Here is a 22,619-nt window from a genome sequence, read left to right as displayed (position 1 = left end):
CGATGACCGGGGACGCCGACCGGCTCGGTGCGGACCTGAGCGCGCTGCTCGCGGTCCTCGCCGACAGCGGTGTCCCGCTGGCCCAGGAGGAGCTGCTGGACGCGCTGTGGCTGGCGCGACGGCTGCCCACGGGGGCCGGGGACGCGCCGCTGCCGCGCTTCCTCGCCCGGCCCCCCGTCCCGGCGGTGCCGGAGGCCCCGGCGGACGAGGACCTCGCGGAGGGGGACGTCGCGTTCGCGGACGGGGGCGGCGCGGACCGGCTCCACCCGGACCGCGTCTCCGTGGCCGACGACCCCGACCGCGAGAACCCGGCGGGCGGGGCCCCGGCCGGGAGAGACCCGCTGGACAGTGGCCCGGCCGGCGAGGGCCCGACCGACGCGGACGGGGACTACCTCCTTTCCCCGCCGCCGTCCCGCGCCCTCCCCGGCCCTCCGCCCCCGCCCGCCGAGGGGCGCGTGGCGGGGCTGCACGCCGCCCCCGCCCGCGACCACCCCACGGACCGGTCCGCGGACCACCGCGCCCCGGACCCGCCGGGCGCGCTCGCGCTGCGCGTCCCGGAGGGCAAGGCGCTCCGCGCCGAGCTGCGGATCGGCCGGGCGCTGCGCCCGCTCAAGCAGCACCGGCCGAGCGTCTCCAAGCGGGAGCTGGACGTGGAGGCGACGGTGACGGCGCTCGCCGAGACCGGGCTGCCGGACGTCGCCCTGCGGCCCGCGCGCGAGCGGTGGCTGGATCTGGCGCTCGTCATCGACGACGGCATGTCGATGCTGCTGTGGCAGCGGCTGGCCACGGAGATCCGCGCGATGATGGAGCGGCTCGGCGCCTTCCGGCTCGTACGGACCTACGGACTGCACTCCCAGGGCCCCGCCGCCCGGCCCCGGCTCAGCGTCCGCCCCTTCGACCCGTCGTCCGCCACGATGCCGTCGCGGGTGCTGGCCGATCCGTCGGGCCAGACGCTGGTCCTCGTGCTGAGCGACGGCATGGGACCGGCCTGGCGGGACGGGCGCAAGCACGCGGCGGTACGGCGGTGGGCGCGGTACGGGCCCACGGCCGTCCTGCACGCGCTGCCGCGCCGGATGTGGGACGGCTCCGGCATCCGGGCACAGCGGTGGCAGGTGACCACCCGGCGCAGCGGCGGGCCGAACACCGAGTGGGCGGTCAGCGATCCCGTGCTGCCGGCGGATCTGGCGCCCTTCGACGGCGTCCCGGTGCCGGTCCTGGAACCGGAGCCCGGTTCGATGACCGCCTGGGCCCGGCTGGTGGCCTCCCCGGGCGGCAGTGCGCTGATGCCCCTGCTGAGCCGTCCGGAACCGGCCCGGGAGGGCGGGGCGCCGCCCGCCGACGGGCTGGGCGCCGTCCAGCGCTTCCGGGACGCGGCCTCCCCGGAGGCGTACCGCCTGGCCGCGCACCTCGCCGCCGTCGCGCCGGTGTCCGTCCCGGTCATGCGGCTGGTGCAGGCCGCCGTCCCCTGGCAGGCGGACACCGCCCACCTCGCGGAGGTCTTCCTGGGCGGGCTGCTGCGGCCCGTCACGGCGGGGCCGTGGGCCGAGGAGCCGCTGCCGCGGCACCGTGTCTTCGACTTCGCCGAGACGGCGCGGGACGCCCTGCTGGACGCGGTCCCGACCGCCGAACTCATGGTCACCGGACGGCGCGTCGGGCAGAAGCTGGGGCAACTGGCGGGCCGCTCACCGGACTTCCCCGCCTGGCTCGCCCATCCGAGCGGCCCGGACTCCCTCCCCGCCGGGGTGCGGGCCTTCGCCGAGGTGGGGCCGCGCCTGGCGGCGCGCTTCGGCGCCCCGGCGCTTCCGCCCGCGCGGCCGGGGCCGCCATCCGCGCCGAGCGCGCCCGTGGGGTTCCCGGTGCGGCCGACGGCCCCGGGGTCCCCGGGACACATGAGGGCCGCGGGGCTCCCGGACCCCCTGGCGCCCTCGGAACTCCCCGACGCCCCGGCGCCCTCGGACCTCCCGGAGTACCTGGCGGCCGCGGAGCCCGCGGAGTACCCGACGAGCGCGGAGCCCCAGGAGTACCCGGCGCCCTCGGAGGCACCGGAAGCGTTCACCGCCCCGCCCCAAACGGCGGCGGCCCCCCTGTGGCAGCAGGGCCCGCAAGGGCGGCGCCTCGTCTGCCCGCACTGCGAGACACCGCTGTTGCAGGGCGACCCGTACTGCGAGTCGTGCGGGATGAACGTCGCCTCCCTCACCCGGATCACCGAGCGGGGGCGGGCCAGGTACTGCCCCAACTGCGGGGCGGCGGCGGAGTTCCACGACCGCTACTGCGGCAGGTGCGGCCGTCTCCTCCCCGAGCCCGAAACGGCCGTCCCTCTCCCCACGGCTCCCCCGGCGCCCGAGTCCGGTGCCGCGACGCCAACCGAGCGGGGGAATCCGCCGGAGGAGGGGGTGGTCATCGGCGACCTCCCGTACGGCATCACGATCCGGCACGACAACCCGCGGACGTTCGGCCCCTACAAGGTCGTGGGCAGCCTGGCCGAGGACGCCGACTCCGCCGCCTATCTCGCCGTCGACCAGGGCAGCGACAGGGACCGGATCGCCGTGGTGCGCGCCGTGCGCGGCGACCTCCCCTCGGCGCGGGCAGCACGACGGCTGCGCACGGTGGCCGAAGCGCTGCGCCGGATGGGCGGCCTCTACGCGCCGAGGCTTTACCTGGACCGGTCCGAGGACGACCGGCCCTGGCTCGCGGAACAGTTCGTCCGGGTTTCCGAGCGGTCACCGGCGCTGCGGCTGACCACCGTGCTGTCCCAGATGCGCGGCGGCGCGGATCACGACCATGAGGCGCACCGGGCCGTCGTCCTCGGCTGGCACCTCGCCGAGGCCGTGGCCTCCTGCACCGCCGAGGGCATCACCCACGGGCGGCTGACGGCAGACCGGGTGCTGGTCGTGGGCGACACCGTGAAGCTGGTGGGCTGGGGCGACGCCGCCATCGCCGACTGGCCCGGGGCCCCGCCTGTCTCCGAGCGGCCTCCCCTCGGGGACGACATCCTCGCCCTGGGGCGGATCCTGATGGCGCTGGGCGGAGGAGAGGAAACCGCGGCCGACCCCTGGGCGGGCTCCCGGTGGGAGGGCCGCGGCCGGGCGCCGCTGCGGGCGGTCGTCATGGCGTGCCTCAGCCGCGAACTCACCGGTCCGGCGGCGGCACGCCAGGTGGCGGACGCGTTCGCCTCCACCGCGGACGGTCCCATGTCCCCGCCCGCGTGGTCGGCGCCCCGGCCCCCGGCGCCCCGAGCCGAGCCGCAGGCGCCCACGTACGGACCGTCGGCACCCTCACCCTCGTACGGGCCGCAACCCTCCGCAGCCGGGCCACCGGCCTTCCCGTCCGCCACCCCGGACGCCACCCCGCCGGGCCGCCCCGGCGCCGACCCGGAGGTCATCACGCCCGCCGAGCCGGGGGGCGACCCACCCGCCGGCCCCGGCGTCGACCGACCCGCCGAACCGCCCGCCGATCCGGGTACCGACCCACCCGCCGATCCGGGGGCCACCCCACCCGCCGAACCGCCCACCGGCCCGGACGCCATCCCACCCGCCGGCCCGGACGCCGGCGGGAGCACCACGCCGGCGGCGCCGGTCACCGGGGCTCCGCTGGAGGACACCGTCACTATCGAGCTGTCCAGCGACCGGCTGCCGCGGAACACGCCGGAATCCAGGAGGTCGCCGACCTCCACGACGCGGCGGCGCGAGTCTGCGATGGTCCGCGCGCAGGCACTCCCCGGCCACCGCATCGCGGTGATCAGCCGCCCGGTCGCGGCCGGCCGGTCCACCACGACCCTCGCGCTCGGCGCGCTCCTCGCCGGTGAGCGTCTCGGCAAGGTCATCGCGGTGGACGCGATCCCCGGGGGTGACGCCCTCAGCCGCCGCGTCCCCGGCCGGACCGCCGCGACGATCCACGATCTGGCGAACTCCGCCGGTGCCCTGGATGACTATCCGTCCATCCGGCGGTTCACCACCCGGACACCCTCCGGGCTGGAGGTTCTCGTCGGGAACTCCGGCCCGGTGGACCCCGCGACATCGGCGATCCCGATCGACGACGCCGGATACCGACGCGTCATCGCGGGGCTGAGCAGGCACTACTCGATCATCCTCGCCGACTCGGACACCGGCGCCCTCCCCGACATCATGCCGGGGGTCCTCGGCCTCGCCGACCAACTGATCGTCGTCACCGCCCCCTCGGTGGAGCGCATGAGGAGTGCGCACACGACCCTGGACCGGCTGGTCCAGGACGGTCACGCGGAGCTGGTGCGGCGCGCCATCGTCGTGATCAACATGCCGTACCCGGCGAACGAGGCGGAGGTGCCGACGGATCTGCCGGCGGGGTATCGGAACCGCTGCCGTGGCGTGGTCGTCGTGCCCCACGACGAGTACCTGGCGACCGGCGGCGAGGTCGATCCGGCCATGATGCGGACGAGAACCCGGGAGGCGTTCGTCACGCTCGCGTCCCTGGTCGCGGAGGATTTCCCCAGCGCCGGGGGCTGACCCCCGTCCCGTGGAGCCGGGGACGCGGCTCACATCGCGACCGACACGGCCTATCCTCTACGCCATGTCGTCCGCCGATTTGATCCGCATCGTCTCCCGTTCCTCCCCCATGGCCCTCGCCCAGGTCGAACGGGTCCGCACCGAACTGGCCGCGCTGCGGCCGGGCATCCGTACGGAGGTCGTCCCGGTCACCACCTCCGGCGACCGCTGGATGGGCGATCTGTCGAAGCTCGGCGGGAAGGGGGCGTTCACCAAGGAGGTGGACGCCGCGCTGCTGGCGGGCGAGGCGGATCTCGCGGTGCACTGCATCAAGGACGTGCCCGCCGACCGTCCGCTGCCCGCGGGCACGGTCTTCGCCGCGTACCTCAAGCGCGACGACATCCGCGACGCCGTCATCCACCCCGAGGGGCTGACCCTCGACGAGATGCCCGCGGGGACCCGGATCGGCACCTCCTCGGTCCGGCGCGTCGCCCAACTGGCCACCACCCACCCGCAGCTGGAGTGCGTGCCGATGCGCGGCAACGCCAACCGCCGGCTGGAGAAGCTGGAAGCGGGCGAGTGCGACGCGCTGCTGCTGGCCGTCTCGGGGCTGGAGCGGATCGGCCGTACGGACCGGATCAGCGAGATCCTGTCCGTGGAGACCATGTGCCCGCCGATCGGGGCCGGGGTGCTGGGGCTCCAGTGCCGGGAGGACGACGCCGAGACGATCGAGGCCGTGTCCGGGCTCGGCGACACCAACGCCTGGAAGGAGATCACCGCGGAGCGGATGCTGCTGCATGTGCTCCAAGGGCACTGCAACTCCCCCATCGCGGGATACGCCAGGGCCGAGCGGGACGGCCGGCTCTCGCTGCGCGCCCGGGTCTTCAGCCCGGACGGCAAGACGGTGCTGGACGCCCATGAGTGGGCGGGTCCGCTGGACCCGGCCACCCTGGGGACGTCGGTCGCGGTGGCGCTGCTGCGGCAGGGCGCCCGCGAGGTGATCGACACCATTCCGCACTGAGCCCCTCCGGGCCCCCGGCCCCCGGGACCTACCGCGCCCGCAGCCGGCGCCACACCGCCCGTGCCGCGTGGTGTCCGGACATTCCGTGGACACCGGGCCCCGGCGGGGTGGCGGAGGAGCACAGGAAGACCGCCGGGTGGGCGGTGGCGTACGGGACGCGGGCGAACTTGGGCCGGATGACCGCCTGGAGGCCCTCGAAGGCGCCGCAGCTGATGTCGCCGTCGATGTAGTTGGCGTTGCGTGCGGCGAGTTCGGGCGGTCCGGCGACCGCGCGGGCCAGGACGAGATCGCGGAAACCGGGGGCGAAGCGCTCTATCTGACGCTCTATCACCTCCGTGGCGTCGCCCTGCCATCCGCTGGGCACATGGCCGTAGGCCCAGAAGGTGTGCTTGCCCTCCGGGGCGCGGGAGGGGTCGAGGAGGGTCGGCTGTGCGGTGATCAGGAACGGGACGGCAGGGTCGCGCCCCTCGACGGCGGCCCGCAGCGCCGCGCCGATCTCACCGGAGGTGGGGCCGATGTGGACGGTGCCCGCGCGCCGGGCCTCGGGCGCGGTCCACGGCACCGGGCCGGACAGCGCGTAGTCGATTTTGAAGGCGGCGGCCCCGTAACGGTAGCGGCGGTAGGCGTTGCCGAGACCGGCGATACGGGCCAGGGCGCGCGGTGAGGTGTCGAAGACGTACGCGCGGGCGGGCGGCAGTTCGTCGAGCCGCTTGACCTCGGTGGAGACGTGGATCGTCCCGCCGTGTGCGCGCAGGTACGACCCCAGCGCGTCGACGATCGACTGGGAGCCGCCGCGCGGAATCGGCCAGCCGACCTCATGGGCCGCGAGGGCGAACAGCAGGGCGGGGCCGCTGGTGCCCACCGCGCTGGTCGGCGCGATGGCGTGCCCGGACAGCCCGGCGAACAGGGCGCGTGCCTTCTCGTCGCGGAAGCGGAGCGGCCCGGCGAGCAGCGCGGCCGGCTGGAGCGCGTGGAGTCCGAAGCGGGCCCAGGTGACCGGGTCGCGGGGCACCCCGTTCCAGTGGGTGCGCAGCATATCGGGGGCGAGGGTGGCCCACTTGCCGAGGTAGGGGGCGATGAGCCGGCGGTAGGTGCCGGCGTCGCGCGGGCCGAGCGACCTGGCCGTCTCGCCGACCGAGCGGGCCAGCACCGCGGCCGTACCGTCCGGAAAGGGATGGGCCAGCGGCAGTTCGGGGTGGAGCCACTCCAGGCCGTGCCGGGCCAGCGGCATCCGGTCGAAGGCCGGGGAGCCGATGGCGAGGGGGTGCACGGCGGAGCAGGTGTCGTGCCGGAAGCCGGGGAGGGTCAGCTCTTCGGTGCGCGCGCCCCCGCCGATGGTGTCCGCGGCCTCGAAAATCTCCACCGCGCAGCCGCGGCGGGCGAGTTCGACGGCCGCGGTCAGCCCGTTCGGCCCGGCACCCACGACTACCGCGTCGAGCATGGACGGCACGTCGGCCCCCTCGTCCTTGAGGAATCAGTGGAACGATCAGCCGGCAGCGGCCAGCAGGCTCAGGATATGCCGAACCGTCGGCTCGTCCCGGGCCGCCGTGAAGGGAAGCACATTGCCCCCGGTGATGCGGAACGGCTCGCCGCCGAGCGTGGCCTGCGCCCCGCCCGCCTCGCCGACCAGCAGCAGCCCGGCGGCGTGGTCCCAGGCGTTCTCCCAGGTGAAGGCAACGGCGTCGAGCAGTCCTCGGGCCACGTTCAGATATTCCAGACCGGCCGATCCGCAGGGGCGCACCTCGGCGTCCGGTGCCCGCAGGCCCGAGAGGGCGCGCTTCTCCTCGTCGGTGGTGAAGTCGTAGTGGGAGACGGCGACACGGAGGGCCGCACCGGGCTCGGGGGAGCCGGAGTGGATCGGCTCCCCGCCCAGCCACGCGCCCCGGCCGCGGCGGGCGATGGCCATCTGGCCGAGCACCGGGGCGTAGGTCCAGGAGGCGAGGAGCTCTTCGCGGTGGGCGAGGGTCACCAGGGTCGCGAAGCCGGGGTCGCCGTGGACGAACTGGCGGGTGCCGTCGACCGGGTCGACGATCCATACGGGGGCGTCGCCGCCGAGTGCGGTGAGCACGGCCGGGTCGGCGTGCACCGCTTCCTCGCCCACCACCACGGAGCCGGGCAGCAGCTTGGTGAGGGAGTCGGTCAGCTGCTCCTCGGCCTGCCGGTCGGCGACGGTCACGAGATCGTGCGGGCCCTTCTTCTCGACGATCTCATGGGCGGCGAGCTGCCGGTAGCGCGGCATGACCTGGTCGGCGACCGCCGTGCGGATCGCCTCCTCCACCGCGTCGAGACCACCGGCGAGAAATTCATCGATCATGCGCTCATCGAATCACGCCCCTCCGACGGCCGGTGGTCGGCGGCTGCCGGACGGTGTCATCGAGGTGAACGCATCGTAGGACCTCACCGGGCGCGGAGCGGGGCTCCGCGCCCCGGAGCCCGGTCCACGGTCAGGGCACGCGTCCGGCCGGCTGCCGGGGGGTGGCCGGCCCGGCGCCGGTCCCGGCCGGCGATCGGCCGGCCGGCTGGGCCGGCGGGCCGCCTGGGCGGGCGAGCCGGCTGGGCGGGCGCGGGCCGTCAGCCGGTGAGCGCGGGGATGATCCGCTCGCCGTAGGCGTCGATGGTGCGCTCCTTCGCGTCATGCATCGCGTACACGGCGAACTGGTCGACCCCCAGGGCGCGCAGCCGCTCCAGCTTCTCGATCTGCGCTTCGGCGGGGCCGAGCAGACAGAACCGGTCGACGATCTCATCGGGCACGAAGGCCGTGTCCGGGTTGCCGGTGCGGCCGTGGTGGGCGTAGTCGTAGCCGTGCCGCTCCGCGATGTACGCGGTCAGCGACTCGGGCACGGCGGTGGAGTGCTCGCCGTAGCGGGAGACCAGGTCGGCGACGTGGTTGCCGACCATGCCGCCGAACCAGCGGCACTGCTCACGGGCGTGGTCCAGGTCGTCGCCCACATACGCGGGGGCGGCGACGCAGATGGTGATCGCGCCCGGATCACGCCCGGCCTCGACGGCGGCGTCGCGCACCGCCTTGACCATCCACTCCGTCAGGAAGGGGTCGGCGAGCTGGAGGATGAACCCGTCGGCCGTCCGCCCGGCCAGCGCGAGCGCCTTGGGGCCGTACGCCGCCATCCAGACCGGCAGCCTGCTGTCCTCGATCCAGGGGATGCGCATCGGGGTGCCGTCCACCACGGCCTCCCTGCCCTCCGCCAGATCGCGGATGGCGTCGATGGCCGCGCCCAGGCGGGCCAGGGTGTTGGGCTTGCGGCCGGCCACCCGCAGCGCGGAATCGCCACGGCCGATACCGCAGACGGTGCGGTTGCCGTACATCTCGTTGAGGGTGGCGAAGGTGGAGGCGGTCACCTCCCAGGTGCGGGTGGAGGGGTTGGTGACCATCGGCCCGACGATCAGCCGCTCGGTCCGGGCCAGGATCTGGCTGTGGATGACGAACGGCTCCTGCCACAGCACGGCGGAGTCGAAGGTCCAGCCGTAGCGGAAGCCGTTGCGCTCGGCGCGGCGCATCAGCTCCACGACGGCCGACGCGGGTGGATCGGTCTGCAGAACCAGTCCGAAGTCCATGCTCGCTCCCCGGCTCAGGTGAGGTACTGACAGGTGTCGCGGGTGAGGAACCGGCCGTGTCCGGCACGCCCGGTGTACTCCCGCTGGTCGATGACGGGGACACCGCGCGAGAGCACGGTCTCGACCTGCCCGGTGATCCGCTTGCCCTCGTACGCCGAGTAGTCGACGTTCATGTGGTGGGTTTCGGCGGACAGGGTCTGCTGGGCCCGCGGATCGTAGACGACGATGTCGGCGTCGGCCCCGGGAGCGATGGTGCCCTTGCGCGGATAGAGGCCGAACATCCTGGCCGGGGTGGCGCAGGCGATCTCGATCCAGCGGCGGCGGGAGATATGGCCGTCCACCACGGCCTGGTGGAGCAGGTCCATCCGGTGCTCCACGCCCGGCATACCGTTGGGGATCTTGGAGAAGTCGCCCCGGCCCAGCTCCTTCTGCCCGGCGAAGCAGAACGGGCAGTGGTCGGTGGAGACCACCTGGAGGTCGTTGGTGCGCAGCCCCCGCCACAGCGCGGCCTGGTGCTCGGCCGGCCGCAGCGGGGTGGAGCAGACGTACTTGGCGCCCTCGAAGTCCGGTTCGGCGAGGTTGTCCGTGGACAGGAACAGATACTGCGGACAGGTCTCGCCGAAAACCGGAAGCCCCAGGTCACGGGCGCGGGCCAGCTCCGCGACGGCCTCCTGGGCCGACACGTGCACGACGTACAGCGGGGCGCCGGCCACCCGGGCGAGCTGGATGGCGCGATGGGTCGCCTCCGACTCCAGCAGCGCCTTGCGGACCTCACCGTGGTGGCGGGGGTCGGTCCTGCCCTCGGCGAGGGCCTGTTCCACCAGGACGTCGATGGCGATGCCGTTCTCGGCGTGCATCATGATCAGCCCGCCGTTGGCGGAGGCGCGCTGCATGGCCCGCAGGATCTGCCCGTCGTCGCTGTAGAAGACCCCCGGATAGGCCATGAACAGCTTGAAGCTGGTCACGCCCTCGTCCACCAGGAGATCCATCTCCTTGAGCGTGTGCTCGTTCACATCGGAGAGGATCATGTGGAAGCCGTAGTCGATGGCGCAGTTGCCACTCGCCTTGAGGTGCCAGGCGTCCAGCCCCTCGCGCAGGGCGTGGCCCACCGTCTGGACGGCGAAGTCGACGATGGTGGTGGTGCCGCCCCAGGCCGCCGCCCGGGTGCCGGTCTCGAAGGTGTCGGAGGCGAAGGTGCCGCCGAACGGCATCTCCATATGGGTGTGCCCGTCGACCCCGCCCGGGAGGACGTACCTGCCGGTGGCGTCGATCGTACGGTCGGCGGTCCAGCCCCGGGCGCACTCGCTGCCGGACGCGGCGAGGGCGGCCACCTTCCCGTCCTCGATCAGCACATCGGCCAGGGTCTCCTCGGCGGCGGTGACGACCAGCCCGCCGCGGATCACGGTACGGGACATCAGCTCGCGCCCCTTCCGGACCGGGCCGCCTTGAGCGCGGTCTCGAGGATCGCGGCGCCCTCCTCCGCCTCGGCGACGGTGAGGCTGAGCGGCGGGGCGACCCGCAGCACGCTGCTGTTGTGCCCGCCGCCCTTGCCGATGAGCAGCCCGCCCTCCCGGGCGGCCTCCGTCACGGCGGCCGCGCCCTCGGGGGACGGCAGGCCGGTGCCCGGTTCGACCATCTCGAGGCCGATCATCAGCCCCCGGCCACGGACCTCCCGCACGGTGTCCAGCCCGGCGCAGGCGGCCCGCAGCCGCTCGATCAGCAGCCCGCCGACCCGGCGGGCGTTGCCCTGGAGGTCGTGCTCGACCAGGTGGTTGAGGTTGGCCAGACCGGCCGCCATGGTGATGGGGCTGCCGCCGAAGGTGGAGATGGAGTTGGCCCCCAGGCAGTTCATGACCTCTGCGCGGGCGACGACACCGCCGATCGACATGCCGTTGCCGATGCCCTTGGCGAAGGTGAGGATGTCGGGCGGCCCGGAGCCGTCGTGCGCCTGCCAGCCCCAGAAGTGGTCGCCGGTACGGCCCCAGCCGGTCTGCACCTCATCGGTGATCCACAGGATGCCGTGCCGGTCGAGCACCTCGCGGAAGGCGGCGAACAGCCCGTCGGGCGGGGAGGTGAAGCCGCCGACGCCCTGGATCGGCTCGGCGATCAGCGCGGCCACGTTGCCGTGCGCCTGGCCCAGGACGTCCTCGAGGTCGGCCACGCACGCCTTGATGAACTCCCCGTCGGACAGCCCGGCGAACGGGCCCCGGGTGCGCACCGAGCCGTGCACGTACAGCGTCTGGAGCGGGGACAGGCTGGTCGGCGACCAGCCCCGGTTGCCGGTGATGCCGACGGCCGAGAAGGAGCGGCCGTGGTAGCTGTTGCGCATCGCCAGGATCTGGTTGGAGCGGCGGTAGGTGGTGGCGAGCAGCAGGGCCGTGTCATTGGCCTCGGTGCCGGAGGTGGTGAAGAAGACCCGCGCGTCCGGGATGCCGGACAGGGCGGCGACCCGCTCGGCCAGGTCGACCATGGGACGGTCGAGGTAGAGCGTGGAGGTGTGCAGGATCCGGCCCGCCTGCTCGGTGATCGCCTTGGTCACCTCGGGGAGGGCGTGCGCGGTCATCGTGGTGAGGATGCCGCCGAAGAAGTCGAGGTAGCGATTGCCCTCGGCGTCCCAGACATGACGTCCCTCGCCGTGGGTGATCTCGATGGGGCGCTGGTAGTAGAGGGCCAGCCAGTCGGGCAGTACGGCCTGGTGGCGCGCGTGCAGGGTGGCGTGGGGGCCGCTGCTCCTCGTCATGTCGTCGCTCACGGCCGCACCAGCCCCTCGTATGCCTCGGGGCGCCGGTCCCGGTAGAACGCCCACTGCCGGCGCACCTCGTCGATCAGGCCGAAGTCGAGATCGCGGATGATCAGCTCCTCCTCCTTGTCGCTGGCCACCTCGCCGACGAACTGGCCGCGCGGATCGACGAAGTAGCTGGTGCCGTAGAAGTCGTTGTCCCCGTACTCCTCGGTCCCCACGCGGTTGATCGCGGCGATGAAGTACTCATTGGCGACGGCCGCCGCCGGCTGCTCCAGCTGCCACAGGTGGGCCGACAGCCCTCGGGAGGTGGCCGAGGGGTTGTAGACCAGCTGCGCCCCGGCCAGCCCCAGTGCGCGCCAGCCCTCGGGGAAGTGACGGTCGTAGCAGATGTACACACCGACCTTGCCCACGGCGGTGTCGAACACCGGCCAGCCCAGGTTTCCCGGCTTGAAGTAGTACTTCTCCCAGAACCCCTTGAGCTGCGGGATGTGGTGCTTGCGGTACTTGCCCAGATACCGGCCGTCCGCGTCGATCACTGCCGCGGTGTTGTAGTAGAAACCCGACTGCTCGACCTCGAACACCGGCACCACGATCACCATGCCGGTCTCCCGCGCCAGCTCCCCCATCCGCCGCACCGTCGGCCCGTCCGGCACGGACTCCGCCCACCGGTAGTGCTCCGCCTCCTGCACCTGGCAGAAGTACGGCGCGTTGAACACCTCCTGGAAGCCGATCACCTTGGCGCCCTGCGCGGCCGCCTGCCGGGCGTACTCCTCATGCTTCGCGATCATTGATTCGGTATCGCCGGTCCAGGTGGCCTGGACGAGAGCGGCACGTACGAGGTTGGCCATGATCAGCTCCTCAACCTGTGTCTACGCACGTAGAATCCGGCTGTGAAGAACGTAGAAGCGCACTGACCACTCTGGCAATACCGCCGCCGTTACTCAACGAGGTCGATGACGTTTCGCGTTGCGCCGGGGCTGGGGCGCTCGGTTTGGTCGGACTGCTCGGCTCTGTTGGGTGCGGGTTTCGTCTCGCGCCTTCGGCGCAGTTGAGCAGCGGAGCAGGGGGTGCCGGGCCGGGCGCTCGCCGCCGGGCGGCGGGCCGGTGGGGGCGGGGCCCGGTGGCGGCGTCCGTGGCCGGAGGCCGAGGCCGACGCCGGACAGCCGGGGGGGTAGGGCACCCCTCTGGAAACTGATTGACAAATTAGTTGCGTCAGATCAAGCGTTTTTTAGGGAGGTACCCGGAGGGGCGGCCTGCCCTCAGTCCGGCGGGGCCCCGGCCCCCGAGCACGGAAGCCGCCACCGGCACCCACCCCAACGGACCCGGCACCCGGCGGCGGCGCCGCGCCCCCACCCCCGCCGCCGCTGCTCAAGTGCGCCGAAGGCGCGAAACGAAACCGCACCCGACCACGCCGCCCAGCCCCCCGCCCTCGCGTCAGGCGATGCCGGGGGCGCCCGGCAGGCCCGCCGCGCGCAGGGCGTGGGCGAGGTCGTGGTGACTGCTGGAGGACACGTCGGCGGCCGCGCCGAGGAGCAGGGGCACCAGCGTGGCGGGGTCCTCCGCCGCCGCCCGCGCCACGTCCTCCGGGGTACGGGACCGTACGAGCGCCCCGAGCAGAATCGCCGCCTCGTGGCGGGCGCCCACCGCGAGGAGCGCCTGGGCGGTATGGGCCACCTCGGGGGCGGGGCGCGAGACGCTCTGCCGCAGCAGCCGTTCACCGTCGGCCTCGCGGTCCGCCGCGACCAGCGCCTCGGCGGCGGCCGCGAGCCGTTCGGGCGGCAGACACGCGATCTCCCACAGCAGCGTGGACACATCGGCCCAGAGCCCGGCGCGCTCCAACTCCTCCGCGAGCACCGGCAGCCGCGGGGCGGGCCACGCGGCGGCCTCGTACAGCGCGACGTGAGCCTCGCCGGAACGCCCCTCCGCCCGGAGCCGGCCGAGCCGCGCGACGGCCTCCTGGGCGGCGGAGCGCGCCGCGGCATGCTCCGCCGCGTCGCGGACGGCCTCCTGGGCATCCGCCGCCTGCTCCCGCTTACGGTGCTTGCCGCTGTCCTCATCGCCGTATGCCCCGGCGAACCGGGCACCACGCGGGGTCGCCGGGACCTCGGTCCGGCTCTCCGCCGGGAGCGGCGGGGGCTCCACTCCGGAGCCCCCGCCCCCAGCCCCAGCGAACCGCGCCCCACGCGGCCGCGGCGCGGTGACCACCTCTTCCACCCCGGCGAACCGCGCCCCGCGAGGCCGCGGCCTCGCGGGAGCGGGCGCTGGATCCGGGCTCCGTACGGCAGGGGCGGGAGACGCGCCTGGGAAGCCCCCGGGCTCGCCACCCCCGACGGCCGCCGCCTCGCCGGACACCCCGAACGGTTCACCGCCGGCCCCGGACCGTGTCACCGCGCCAGGCTCACCGGGCACCACGCCCAGACCGCCCGCCTCCGCGTCGAACGCCTCGAAGGGCACCGCGAACCTCGCCCCGCGCACCCGCCCATCCCGGCCAGCGCCACCCACACCCGCCCCCGCGCCGGGCACCCCGAACCGGTCACCGTCCCCGCCACCCGCCACAGCGGCCGCGCCACCCCACCCGGCGGACACACCACCCGGCACGGCGGGTGCACCACCCGGCACGGCGGGCGCGCCACCCTGTTCCGCGGGCACGCCGCCCCAGCCGGTGGCCCCCACCTCACCGGGCGCCCCGAACCGGCCACCGTCCCCACCACCCGACACAGCGGGCGCGCCACCCTGTTCCGCGGGCACGCCGCCCCAACCGGTGGCCCCCACCTCACCGGGCGCCCCGAACCGGTCACCGTCCCCACCACCCGGCGCAGCGGGCGCGCCATCCCACCCGGCGGACACACCCCCCGACGCGGCAGGTGCACCACCCGGAACGGACGACACACCACCCGACACAGCGGACACACCACCCTGTTCCGCGGGCACGCCGCCCCAGCCGGTGGCCGCCGCCTCGTCGGGCGCAGTGGGCCTCGTTCCGCGCGGGCGTCCGGCGTGCCCGGCACCATCCGCGTCGTACGCGCCGTACGCCCCGGGGGACGCGGTGGCACCCGGTGCGGGCCGGGAGGGGTGGGGCGTGGTGGGGAGGGCGGTGAGGCGGGCGTGGAGTTCCTCGGTGCGGGCGGTGGCGCGCCGCCAGTCGTCGTGGGCCCAGGCGAGCTCCGTGCCGAGGCGTTCCCGGTCCGCCGCGTCCTGGGCGGCGGACAGCGCCGCCTGGAGGTCGCGTTCGCGCCGGGCGGCGTTCCGCTGTTCGCGGAGCATGCCGTGCAGGCGGTCCTGGAGCGCCTCGCGGCTGCCCGGTCCGGCGTCGTGGGCCGTGACCGAGGCGCGGTAGAGGGTCGCCGCGCGGGCCGCCGCCTCCTGGGCGGCCCCGGGGCCGTGCTGGGCGGAGAGGTCCTGTAACAGGGCCTGGACCAGGTCCCACGGCGGCACTTCGAGACCGTCGAGACATGCCTTCAGCCCCTGGGGGTCGCGCAGGGCGAAAACGCCGTACCAGCCCGTCCCGGCGTCCAGCCGTCCCGTCAGCGCCCGCAGATAACGCGCGAACTCCTCGACCTCGGCCGGGAGTTGGCCGCCCGTCATGACCACCCGCCACACCTCCCCCTCGGGCGATGCACCGCCCAAGGTCACGCATTCGACACCCTGCGTGTTACGAAGCCGGTTACCGATGTGCTACGGACGCTTTTCCTCCTCCGCATACAACAGGCAAACTTGCAAGCCCAAACTTGCAAGTTTGCCTGCCGACCTTCTACGGTGGCCTCATGACAACGCACGACCGTCCGGACCCCGCGACCGCCGCCCCCCGGGCGGAGGAGCGCATCGCCGGCGACCTCGCCGTGGTCGTCAGCCAGCTGATGCGGCGCATGCGGGCGGCCTCCTCGCAGGGGGCGCTCACCCCCTCCCAGCGGGCGGTCCTCAGCCGGCTCTACACCGTTGGGCCGAACACCACCGCCGCGCTGGCCCGCGCCGAGCTGGTCCGTCCGCAGTCGATGCGCACGATCCTGGCCGCGCTGGAGGAGCAGGCGCTGGTGGAGCGGGCCCCGCATCCCACCGACGGACGACAGGTGATCTTCTCGGTCACCGAGGCGGGGCGGCAGGCGATCACCTCCGTGCGGCAGGCCAAGCAGAGCTGGCTGCTCGACGCGATCGACACCCGTCTCGACGCGGCGGAGCGCCGCACCCTCGCCGAGGCCACCGACCTGCTGAAGCGGCTGGTCCAGGAATGACCGACACCGCGACTTCCGCTTCCACCGAGCCCTCCCCTCCCGCTCCTGCCGGGTCCTCCCCCTTCGGTCCCCGGCTGATGGCCCCGCTGCTCATCGGCTCGGTCCTCAACCCCGTCAACTCCACGATGATCGCCACCGGTCTGGTGGCCATCGGCCATGACTTCGGCGTCGGTGCCGCCCAGACCGCCTGGCTGGTCGCCTCCCTCTACCTCGCCAGCGCCGTGGCGCAGCCGGCCATGGGACGGCTCGCCGATCTGCTCGGTCCGCGCCGCGTCTTCCTCTGCGGGCTGCTCCTGGTGTGCGTCGCCGGGCTGGTGGGCGCGCTCGCGCCCGCGTTCGGCTGGCTGGTCGTCTCGCGCGTGCTGCTCGGCATCGGTACGTCCGCGGCCTATCCGTCGGCGATGGCGCTGCTGCGCGCCCAGTCCGTCGCGACCGGGCGGGAGACCCCACGTCCCGTGCTCGGCCGGCTCTCACTCGCCTCGCTCGGCAGCGCGGCGGTCGGTCCGGTGCTGGGCGGGGTGCTCACCGCCACGGCCGGATGGCGGGCGATCTTCGCGGTCAATGTGCCGCTGTCCCTCATCGGCGTCGTCCTCGCGCTGCTCTGGCTCCCCAGGATCCGTATGTCGGCCGGGGACGGCGAGGGCCCCAGGGAGCGGACGGGGCGCGGGGCGTTCGACTCGCTCGGCGTCACGCTGTTCACCGCCACGCTCACCGTCCTGGCGATCTTCCTGCTGGATCTGGAGCGGCCCAACTGGGCACTGCCGCCCGTCGTCCTGATCCTCGCGGCGGCCCTGACCTGGTGGCAGCTGCGCCGTCCCCGCCCCTTCATCGATCTGCGGATGATCGGCGGCAACCGCCCCCTGGCCATCACCTACCTCCGCCACGGCACGGCGTACCTGGTCATCTACATGGTCATGTACGGGTACGCGCAGTGGCTGGAGGAGGGGCACGGCTACTCCGCCTCCCATGCCGGCCTGATCATGCTGCCCATGTCGGGAGCGGCCGCCGTGTGCTCCCTGCTCGGCGCCCGTACGAAGGGCATCTACGCACCGCTCGTCCTGGCGGCCGTCCTGCTCGCCGCGGGGAGCGGGGTGCTGCTGCTCGCCGACGAGTCCACTCCGCTCGTCGCGCTGCTGCTGGCCGCGGTCCTCTTCGGACTGCCGCAGGGGCTGTCCTCGACCGGCAACCAGGCCGCCGTCTACACCCAGGCCCCGCCGAAAAGTGTCGGCGCGGCGGCCGGGTTGCAGCGCACCTCGCAGTACCTCGGCGCGATCACCGCCGCCGGGCTGATCGGGCTCTTCTACGGGCAGCGGGCGACCGCCGCCGGGCTGCACGGCATCGCCATGGTGGCGGGTGTGCTCAGCCTGGCGGTGCTGCTGCTGACCGCCACCGACCGGGCCTTGCGCGCCCGCGCCCGTACCCGCGCCCGCGCCCGCACCTGAAACCACTCCCGCCGTCGCCCAGGCGGCACCGGTAAGACCCGTCCGTCCCAGGAGGCACCATGTCCGCCACCACGCTCGACCCGAACACCGCCCTGGTCCTCGTCGACCTCCAGAAGGGCATCACCGCACTGCCCACCGTCCACCCCGCCGCCGAGATCGTCGAGCGCGGTGCCCGGCTGGCCGCCGCCTTCCGCGAGCGCGGACTGCCGGTCGTCCTGGTCCGGGTCGTGGCCGGGGCTCCGGGGCGCACCGAGGCCCAGCGGGGCGGCTCCGGCGGCGCGCGCCCGGCCGACTTCGCCGACCTCGCGCCGGAACTCGGCCGCGAGGACGGCGACATCGTGGTCACCAAGCACACCTGGGGCGCCTTCCACGGGACCGACCTCGACCTCCAGTTGCGCCGCCGCCAGGTGACCCAGGTGGTGCTCGGCGGCATCGCCACCAGCATCGGTGTGGAGTCCACGGCCCGTGCCGCGTACGCGCACGGCTATCACGTGACCCTCGCGACCGACGCCATGACCGACGTGGACGCCGAGGCGCACCGCAACAGCGTCGAGAGGATCTTCCCCCGGCTGGGGGAGACCGACTCGACCGACGCGATCATCGGTCTGCTGGGCTGAACCGAGGCCCGTCCGCCGAGACCGACGAACCGGGTCAACCCATCGGGTCGACCCGGTTCAGCGCGTCGGGCGGGCCGGTTCAGCGCATCAGACGGGCCCGGTTCAGCGTGTCGGGCTGACCACCATCGCCGAGCCGCCGCCCCGCCGTTCCGTCTCGGCCGCCGCCAGCCACCGGCCGCCGGACAGCCGCTGCACCCCGGTGGCGGCCCCGATCTCGGGGTTCTGCTTGAAGGAGTGGCCGAGCGCCTCCAGCTTGGCGCGCTCCGGGCCGTTCCACAGCCCCGGTTCCAGCTCGGTCTGGGCGGCGTTGCGCTGGCTGGCGCGCGGTGCGGCGATCGCGTCGACCAGCGGCATGCCCCGGTCGAGATGGTTCAGCAGGGTTTGCAGCACGGTGGTGATGATGGTCGCCCCGCCCGGCGAGCCCAGCGCCAGCACCGGCTGGTGGCCGTCCAGCACGATCGTCGGCGACATGGACGAGCGCGGCCGCTTCCCCGGGCCCGGCAGGTTCGGGTCGTGGACGGCGGGGTCGGCGGGCGCGAAGGAGAAGTCGGTCAGCTCGTTGTTGAGCAGGAAGCCACGGCCGGGGACGGTGATCCCGCTGCCGCCGGTCTGCTCGATGGTGAGGGTGTAGGCCACTACGTTGCCCCACTTGTCGGCGACCGTGAGATGCGTGGTGTTCTCGCCCTCGTATGTGGTCGGGGCGGCGTGGCCGCGGGTGTCGCAGGTGCCGGGCGCGGCCGGGTTGTTCGGGTCACCGGGCGGTACGGGGCTCTTGAGCACCGCGTCGTCCTCGATCAGGCAGGCGCGGGAGTCGGCGAACCGCTGCGAGGTGAGCCCCTTGGTGGGGACGTCCTCGGCGGCGGGGTCGCCGACCCAGCGCCCCCGGTCGGCGAAGGCGATCCGGCTGGCCTCGATGTAGCGGTGCAGATATTCCGGCTCGCTGAGCTTGGAGAGGTCGGTCTTCTCCAGGATGTTGAGCGCCTCGGCGACGCTCGTCCCACCGGAGGACGAGGGCGCCATGCCGTACACGTCCAGACCGCGGTAGGAGGTCCGGGTCGGGGCCTGCCGCTTCGTTTCGTAGGCCCGCAGGTCCTCGGTCGTCAGATCACCTGCGCGCACCACGCGCTCCGCCTTCGGGTCGACGGGCGGCTTGCGTACGGTGTCGACGATGTCCCGGCCCAGCTCGCCCTTGTAGACGGCGCCGACGCCCTTCTTGGCCAGCAGCGCGTAGGTACGGGCGAGATCGGGGTTGCGGAAGGTCGAACCGACCTCCGGGAGCTTGCCGCCGGGCAGGAAGAGCTCGGCGGTGGCCGGGAAGTCCTTGAAGCGGTCCTCGTTGTCGGCGGTCTGCTGACGGAACGTGGCGTCGACCGTGAACCCGTCGCGGGCCAGCCGCTCGGCCGGCCTCAGCACCTGCCCCAGCGAGCGGCTGCCCCAGGCTTCCAGGGCGTCGTTCCAGGTGGCCGGGGTGCCGGGGGTGCCGACGCTCAGCCCGCTGGTGACCGCGTCGGCGAACGGCAGCGGTTTGCCGTGTCGGTCGAGGAAGAGGTTCTTATCCGCGCTGCGGGGTGCGGTCTCACGGCCGTCGAGCGTGGTGACCTTGTGCCGCTTGGCGTCGTAGTAGACGAAGTAACCGCCGCCGCCGACCCCGGCCGAGTACGGTTCGGTGACCCCGAGCGCGGCGGCGGTCGCCACCGCCGCGTCCACCGCGTTGCCCCCGTGCCGCAGCACGTCGATCCCGGCCGCCGAGGCGTCGGCGTCCACGCTGGAGACCGCGCCGCCGTAGCCGACGGCCACGGGCGTCTTGGCGGGCGCGCCGCCCGCCGCCCGCGCGGCGCCGTCCGGTCCGGCGGCCCCGGCCGGGGCGACGCCCAGCACCGCGACCATTCCGGCCGCCGCGGCCAGCGCGGGCAGCCTGCGCCGGACGGCCGCGGCGGTGGTGGACGTGATGGACGTGATGGACGATGTGGCTGGTCGTGCGGCGTGCCCCATCCGTGACCTCCAAGTGGACGACAGGGGCCGGAGCCTACCGGCGAGCCTCATGCTCACGACAGGGCTGATTCACCGTTCCGCCCGATTTTCCGTTCATGCGTCCGTTCATGTGTTCGTGTATTCGTCACACTCGAACGGGTACCCGGTCGACCGCTACTATGCGCGGCCATGACAGACACCGCGCAGGACCTGATCGCCTCCGGGGCGGCCCTGATCGTGGGCCTGGTCGCCGGCTGGGCCGTGCACACGGCGTTCGGGCGCCGCAAGCGCGCCCGCGAGCAGCGCTTCTTCGGTCTGCCGGACGGTTCGGAGTGTGTGCTGGTCACCCACCGGGACAGCGGCTCGGCGCACTGGAGCATCCCCCGCCATGACGCGCTGGCCCTGCTGGGACTCGCGTCCGTCGTGGAGAGCTGCGGGGCACACGCCGAGGTCGCCCCGCACGACACCGGGCTACAAGGCGTCGGGTCGCGCACCGAGTTCTGCGTCGGCGATCCGACCGCACACCGCAGGCTCGCCGCCCATCTGACCAATCTGCTGCCGGGCGTCACCGTGCACCCGGGCGACGAGTCCGGTGCCGACCGGGGGACGTTCACCATCGCCGGTACGCACTACCGCCCGGAGCCGGGCGCGGTCGAGCATGTGCTGCTGGCCCGGCTGACGGCGGGCGACGACAGCCGGCCCGTCTTCCTGGCGGCCGGTCAGCGGCCGGTCACCCATCGCGCCGCCGTCCGCCATCTCGTCCGCAACCGCGCCCGGCTGGCCCGGAAGTACGGCGCCCAGGGCTCCTTCTGCCTGCTGCTGAAGGTGGTCAACTCCCAGGCGTACGGGCCGGATGTGGTGGAGCTGGTCGCGGATGTGACCAAGTCCGCGACCTCCCCGGCCGGCCCCCGCGCCGCCGCGCGGGCGGCCGCGAAGGACGACTGAGCCGGAGGGACAACTGCACCAGGAGGTGGACGGCCGGGTCAGGGGCGGCGGAACAGCCGGGCCCCGCCGAGCAGACACAGCGCCGCCAGGGCCAGGGTGACGGCCGCCCCCGCGACGACCGTGGCGTTGGCGTAGTGCCCCAGGAACGCCTGGCGCACCGCGTCGACCGTGTAGCGGAACGGCACGGCGCGCGAGGCGCCCGCCAGCCAGCCGGGGGCCAGGGCCATGGGCAGCAGCAGACCGGAGAGCAGCATCAGCGGCATGACCGCCGTGTTGGCGATGGCGGCGAACTCCGGGGGCGTGCGGACGTTCATGGCCAGTCCGTAGGAGAGCGCGGACAGGGCCGCCGCGAGCACGGCCACGAACAGCAGCCCGATCACCACGCCCAGGAGCGGGGCGCGCAGCCCGAACGCCAGGCCGAGCAGTACCAGCAGCACCGACTGGGCCACCAGCTGGACGACATCGCGCAGGGTGCGGCCGAGCAGCAGCGCCAGCGGGCTGACCGGGGTGACCCGCATCCGGTCCAGAACACCGCTGTGACGGTCCATCAGCAGCCCCAGGCCGACGTATGACCCGCCGAGCAGACCGAGCTGGACGAGCACACCGGGGACCAGCGTCTGCCAGGACGATCCACCGGTGCCCAGGTCGAGCCCGGTCAGCAGCGGGCCGAAGAGGGCGAGGAAGAGCAGCGGCTGAAGCATTCCGAAGAGAAGACTGGTCTTCGAGCGGAGCGTGGAGCGCAGACAGCGGCCGAAGATGATGCCCGTGTGGGCGAGGAGAGTCATTAAGAGGGCCTCGAGTGTTCAGATGGCGAGGGGTTCTTCGGCCGTGGTCCGGCCGGTGATGGCGAGGAAGGCGTCCTGGAGGCCGGCGGCCGGATCGCCGGCATAGCGGCTCTTGAGCTCGGCGGGGGTGCCCTCGGCGACGACCCGCCCGGCGTCCACCACCACGATCCGGTCGGCGAGCGCGTCGGCCTCGTCCAGGTAGTGGGTGGTGAGGAAGACCGTGGTACCGCTCCCGTCGCGGATCCGCCGCACCAGGTCCCACAACTCGGCCCGGCTCCTGGGGTCGAGACCGGTGGTGGGCTCGTCGAGGAAGAGCACCTCGGGCCGGTTGACCAGGCCCAGCGCGATCTCCACCCGGCGGCGCTGACCGCCGGACAGGGCGGCGGTCGGGCGGTCCATGAACGCCGACAGCCCGAGCTCACCGGCGAGTTCCTCGGCGCGCCCGGCCGCCGCGCCCCTGGACATCAGATGCAGCCGGCCCTGGGTGACCAGCTCCTCGCGTACGGAGCAGGACGGGTCCAGGCCGCCCGACTGGGCCACATAGCCGATCCGCCGGCGGACGCCCGCCGGATCGCGGAGCAGGTCGTGGCCCGCGATCTCGGCCTCGCCTCCGCTGGGCGGCAGCAGGGTGGTGAGCATGCGCAGGGTCGTGGTCTTACCGGCTCCGTTGGGGCCCAGGAAGCCGAGGATCTCGCCGCGGCCGACGGTCAGATCGATCCCACGGACGGCGTGTACGGGGCCGCTGCCCAGCGAGAAGGTCCGGGTGAGGCCGCGCACGCGGATGACGGATGAGGACATGCCCTCGATCAGAGCACAGCGCATGGCAATCTTGC

At 73.9% G+C, this 22,619-nt stretch carries 16 protein-coding genes; 6 read left to right on the top strand and 10 right to left on the bottom strand.

All coding sequences use genetic code 11. The features are described 5' to 3' along the window. Positions 1-2: 2 nt before the first annotated feature. Entirely contained in the window at positions 3-4,481 is a 4,479-nt protein-coding gene (locus tag PS467_RS31585) for an SAV_2336 N-terminal domain-related protein (protein WP_311038061.1), read from the top strand. A 64-nt stretch (positions 4,482-4,545) separates the two neighbouring features. Continuing rightward, entirely contained in the window at positions 4,546-5,481 is a 936-nt protein-coding gene (hemC, locus tag PS467_RS31580) for a hydroxymethylbilane synthase (RefSeq protein ID WP_311038060.1), read from the top strand. A 28-nt stretch (positions 5,482-5,509) separates the two neighbouring features. On the opposite strand, the gene PS467_RS31575 is transcribed toward hemC, so the two are convergent. The 7 genes from PS467_RS31575 to PS467_RS31545 form a co-directional block, all read right to left on the bottom strand. Further along, on the bottom strand, positions 5,510-6,922 hold the full coding sequence (locus PS467_RS31575; protein WP_311038059.1) for a phytoene desaturase family protein: 1,413 nt from the start codon (positions 6,920-6,922) through the stop codon (positions 5,510-5,512). Positions 6,923-6,967: 45 nt separating this feature from the next. Beyond that, complete coding sequence (locus PS467_RS31570) at positions 6,968-7,795, bottom strand: inositol monophosphatase family protein (protein WP_311038058.1); 828 nt, start codon at positions 7,793-7,795, stop codon at positions 6,968-6,970. Between the two features lie 257 nt (positions 7,796-8,052). Next, positions 8,053-9,054: a TIGR03842 family LLM class F420-dependent oxidoreductase gene (locus PS467_RS31565; protein WP_311038057.1), complete on the bottom strand. Its 1,002-nt coding sequence runs from the start codon at positions 9,052-9,054 to the stop codon at positions 8,053-8,055. Between the two features lie 14 nt (positions 9,055-9,068). Then, a complete protein-coding gene (hydA, locus tag PS467_RS31560; protein WP_311040014.1) occupies positions 9,069-10,472 on the bottom strand; it encodes a dihydropyrimidinase in 1,404 nt (467 codons plus the stop codon). Then, a complete protein-coding gene (locus tag PS467_RS31555) occupies positions 10,469-11,794 on the bottom strand; it encodes an aspartate aminotransferase family protein (protein ID WP_311040013.1) in 1,326 nt (441 codons plus the stop codon). The genes hydA and PS467_RS31555 overlap by 4 nt, the downstream gene beginning before the upstream one ends. A gap of 8 nt (positions 11,795-11,802) precedes the next feature. Then, complete coding sequence (locus PS467_RS31550; protein ID WP_311038056.1) at positions 11,803-12,645, bottom strand: nitrilase-related carbon-nitrogen hydrolase; 843 nt, start codon at positions 12,643-12,645, stop codon at positions 11,803-11,805. A gap of 586 nt (positions 12,646-13,231) precedes the next feature. Continuing rightward, positions 13,232-15,430 carry a hypothetical protein gene (locus tag PS467_RS31545; RefSeq protein WP_311038055.1) on the bottom strand — a complete coding sequence of 733 codons (2,199 nt, stop codon included), beginning with the start codon at positions 15,428-15,430 and terminating at the stop codon, positions 13,232-13,234. A 131-nt stretch (positions 15,431-15,561) separates the two neighbouring features. On the opposite strand from PS467_RS31545, the gene PS467_RS31540 reads away from it, so the two are divergent. From PS467_RS31540 to PS467_RS31530, 3 genes are read left to right on the top strand one after another with little or no spacing between them, the layout of a single operon-like run. Further along, positions 15,562-16,026, top strand: a complete 465-nt coding sequence (locus PS467_RS31540) for a MarR family winged helix-turn-helix transcriptional regulator (RefSeq protein WP_311038054.1) — start codon at positions 15,562-15,564, stop codon at positions 16,024-16,026. Continuing rightward, positions 16,023-17,468 (top strand): MFS transporter, encoded by a 1,446-nt coding sequence (locus tag PS467_RS31535; RefSeq protein WP_311038053.1) that lies wholly within the window; start codon positions 16,023-16,025, stop codon positions 17,466-17,468. The genes PS467_RS31540 and PS467_RS31535 overlap by 4 nt, the downstream gene beginning before the upstream one ends. A 59-nt stretch (positions 17,469-17,527) precedes the next feature. Continuing rightward, the gene (locus PS467_RS31530) at positions 17,528-18,085 is read left to right on the top strand and encodes an isochorismatase family protein (RefSeq protein ID WP_311038052.1); all 558 of its coding nucleotides are present in this window, start codon (positions 17,528-17,530) and stop codon (positions 18,083-18,085) included. Between the two features lie 102 nt (positions 18,086-18,187). Here PS467_RS31530 and ggt read toward each other — a convergent pair whose 3' ends face one another. After that, a complete protein-coding gene (gene ggt, locus PS467_RS31525; protein ID WP_311040012.1) occupies positions 18,188-19,972 on the bottom strand; it encodes a gamma-glutamyltransferase in 1,785 nt (594 codons plus the stop codon). A gap of 273 nt (positions 19,973-20,245) precedes the next feature. Here ggt and PS467_RS31520 point away from each other — a divergent pair, with 273 nt between their 5' ends. Next, positions 20,246-21,001, top strand: a complete 756-nt coding sequence (locus PS467_RS31520) for a hypothetical protein (RefSeq protein ID WP_268975074.1) — start codon at positions 20,246-20,248, stop codon at positions 20,999-21,001. A gap of 38 nt (positions 21,002-21,039) precedes the next feature. Here the strand turns inward: PS467_RS31520 and PS467_RS31515 are convergent, their stop codons facing one another. Then, complete coding sequence (locus PS467_RS31515; RefSeq protein WP_268975073.1) at positions 21,040-21,786, bottom strand: ABC transporter permease; 747 nt, start codon at positions 21,784-21,786, stop codon at positions 21,040-21,042. A gap of 18 nt (positions 21,787-21,804) precedes the next feature. Further along, positions 21,805-22,584 carry an ABC transporter ATP-binding protein gene (locus PS467_RS31510; RefSeq protein WP_311038051.1) on the bottom strand — a complete coding sequence of 260 codons (780 nt, stop codon included), beginning with the start codon at positions 22,582-22,584 and terminating at the stop codon, positions 21,805-21,807. Between the last annotated feature and the right edge of the window lie 35 nt (positions 22,585-22,619).

Origin of the sequence: Streptomyces luomodiensis (genome assembly GCF_031679605.1) — a bacterium.
GTDB classification, from domain to species: domain Bacteria; phylum Actinomycetota; class Actinomycetes; order Streptomycetales; family Streptomycetaceae; genus Streptomyces; species Streptomyces luomodiensis.
Note: the sequence above shows the minus strand (reverse complement) of the source record. Positions and strands in the feature narration are given on the sequence as shown.

Coding starts and splice junctions, on each gene's coding strand:
- PS467_RS31575 (WP_311038059.1), bottom strand. CDS start 6,922: ATGCTCGACGCGGTAGTCGTGGGTGCCGGGCCGAACGGGCTGACCGCG.
- PS467_RS31530 (WP_311038052.1), top strand. CDS start 17,528: ATGTCCGCCACCACGCTCGACCCGAACACCGCCCTGGTCCTCGTCGAC.
- PS467_RS31510 (WP_311038051.1), bottom strand. CDS start 22,584: ATGTCCTCATCCGTCATCCGCGTGCGCGGCCTCACCCGGACCTTCTCG.
- PS467_RS31540 (WP_311038054.1), top strand. CDS start 15,562: ATGACAACGCACGACCGTCCGGACCCCGCGACCGCCGCCCCCCGGGCG.
- ggt (WP_311040012.1), bottom strand. CDS start 19,972: ATGGTCGCGGTGCTGGGCGTCGCCCCGGCCGGGGCCGCCGGACCGGAC.
- PS467_RS31565 (WP_311038057.1), bottom strand. CDS start 9,054: ATGGACTTCGGACTGGTTCTGCAGACCGATCCACCCGCGTCGGCCGTC.
- PS467_RS31570 (WP_311038058.1), bottom strand. CDS start 7,795: ATGATCGATGAATTTCTCGCCGGTGGTCTCGACGCGGTGGAGGAGGCG.
- PS467_RS31515 (WP_268975073.1), bottom strand. CDS start 21,786: ATGACTCTCCTCGCCCACACGGGCATCATCTTCGGCCGCTGTCTGCGC.
- hemC (WP_311038060.1), top strand. CDS start 4,546: ATGTCGTCCGCCGATTTGATCCGCATCGTCTCCCGTTCCTCCCCCATG.
- PS467_RS31520 (WP_268975074.1), top strand. CDS start 20,246: ATGACAGACACCGCGCAGGACCTGATCGCCTCCGGGGCGGCCCTGATC.
- PS467_RS31535 (WP_311038053.1), top strand. CDS start 16,023: ATGACCGACACCGCGACTTCCGCTTCCACCGAGCCCTCCCCTCCCGCT.
- PS467_RS31555 (WP_311040013.1), bottom strand. CDS start 11,794: ATGACGAGGAGCAGCGGCCCCCACGCCACCCTGCACGCGCGCCACCAG.
- PS467_RS31585 (WP_311038061.1), top strand. CDS start 3: ATGACCGGGGACGCCGACCGGCTCGGTGCGGACCTGAGCGCGCTGCTC.
- PS467_RS31550 (WP_311038056.1), bottom strand. CDS start 12,645: ATGGCCAACCTCGTACGTGCCGCTCTCGTCCAGGCCACCTGGACCGGC.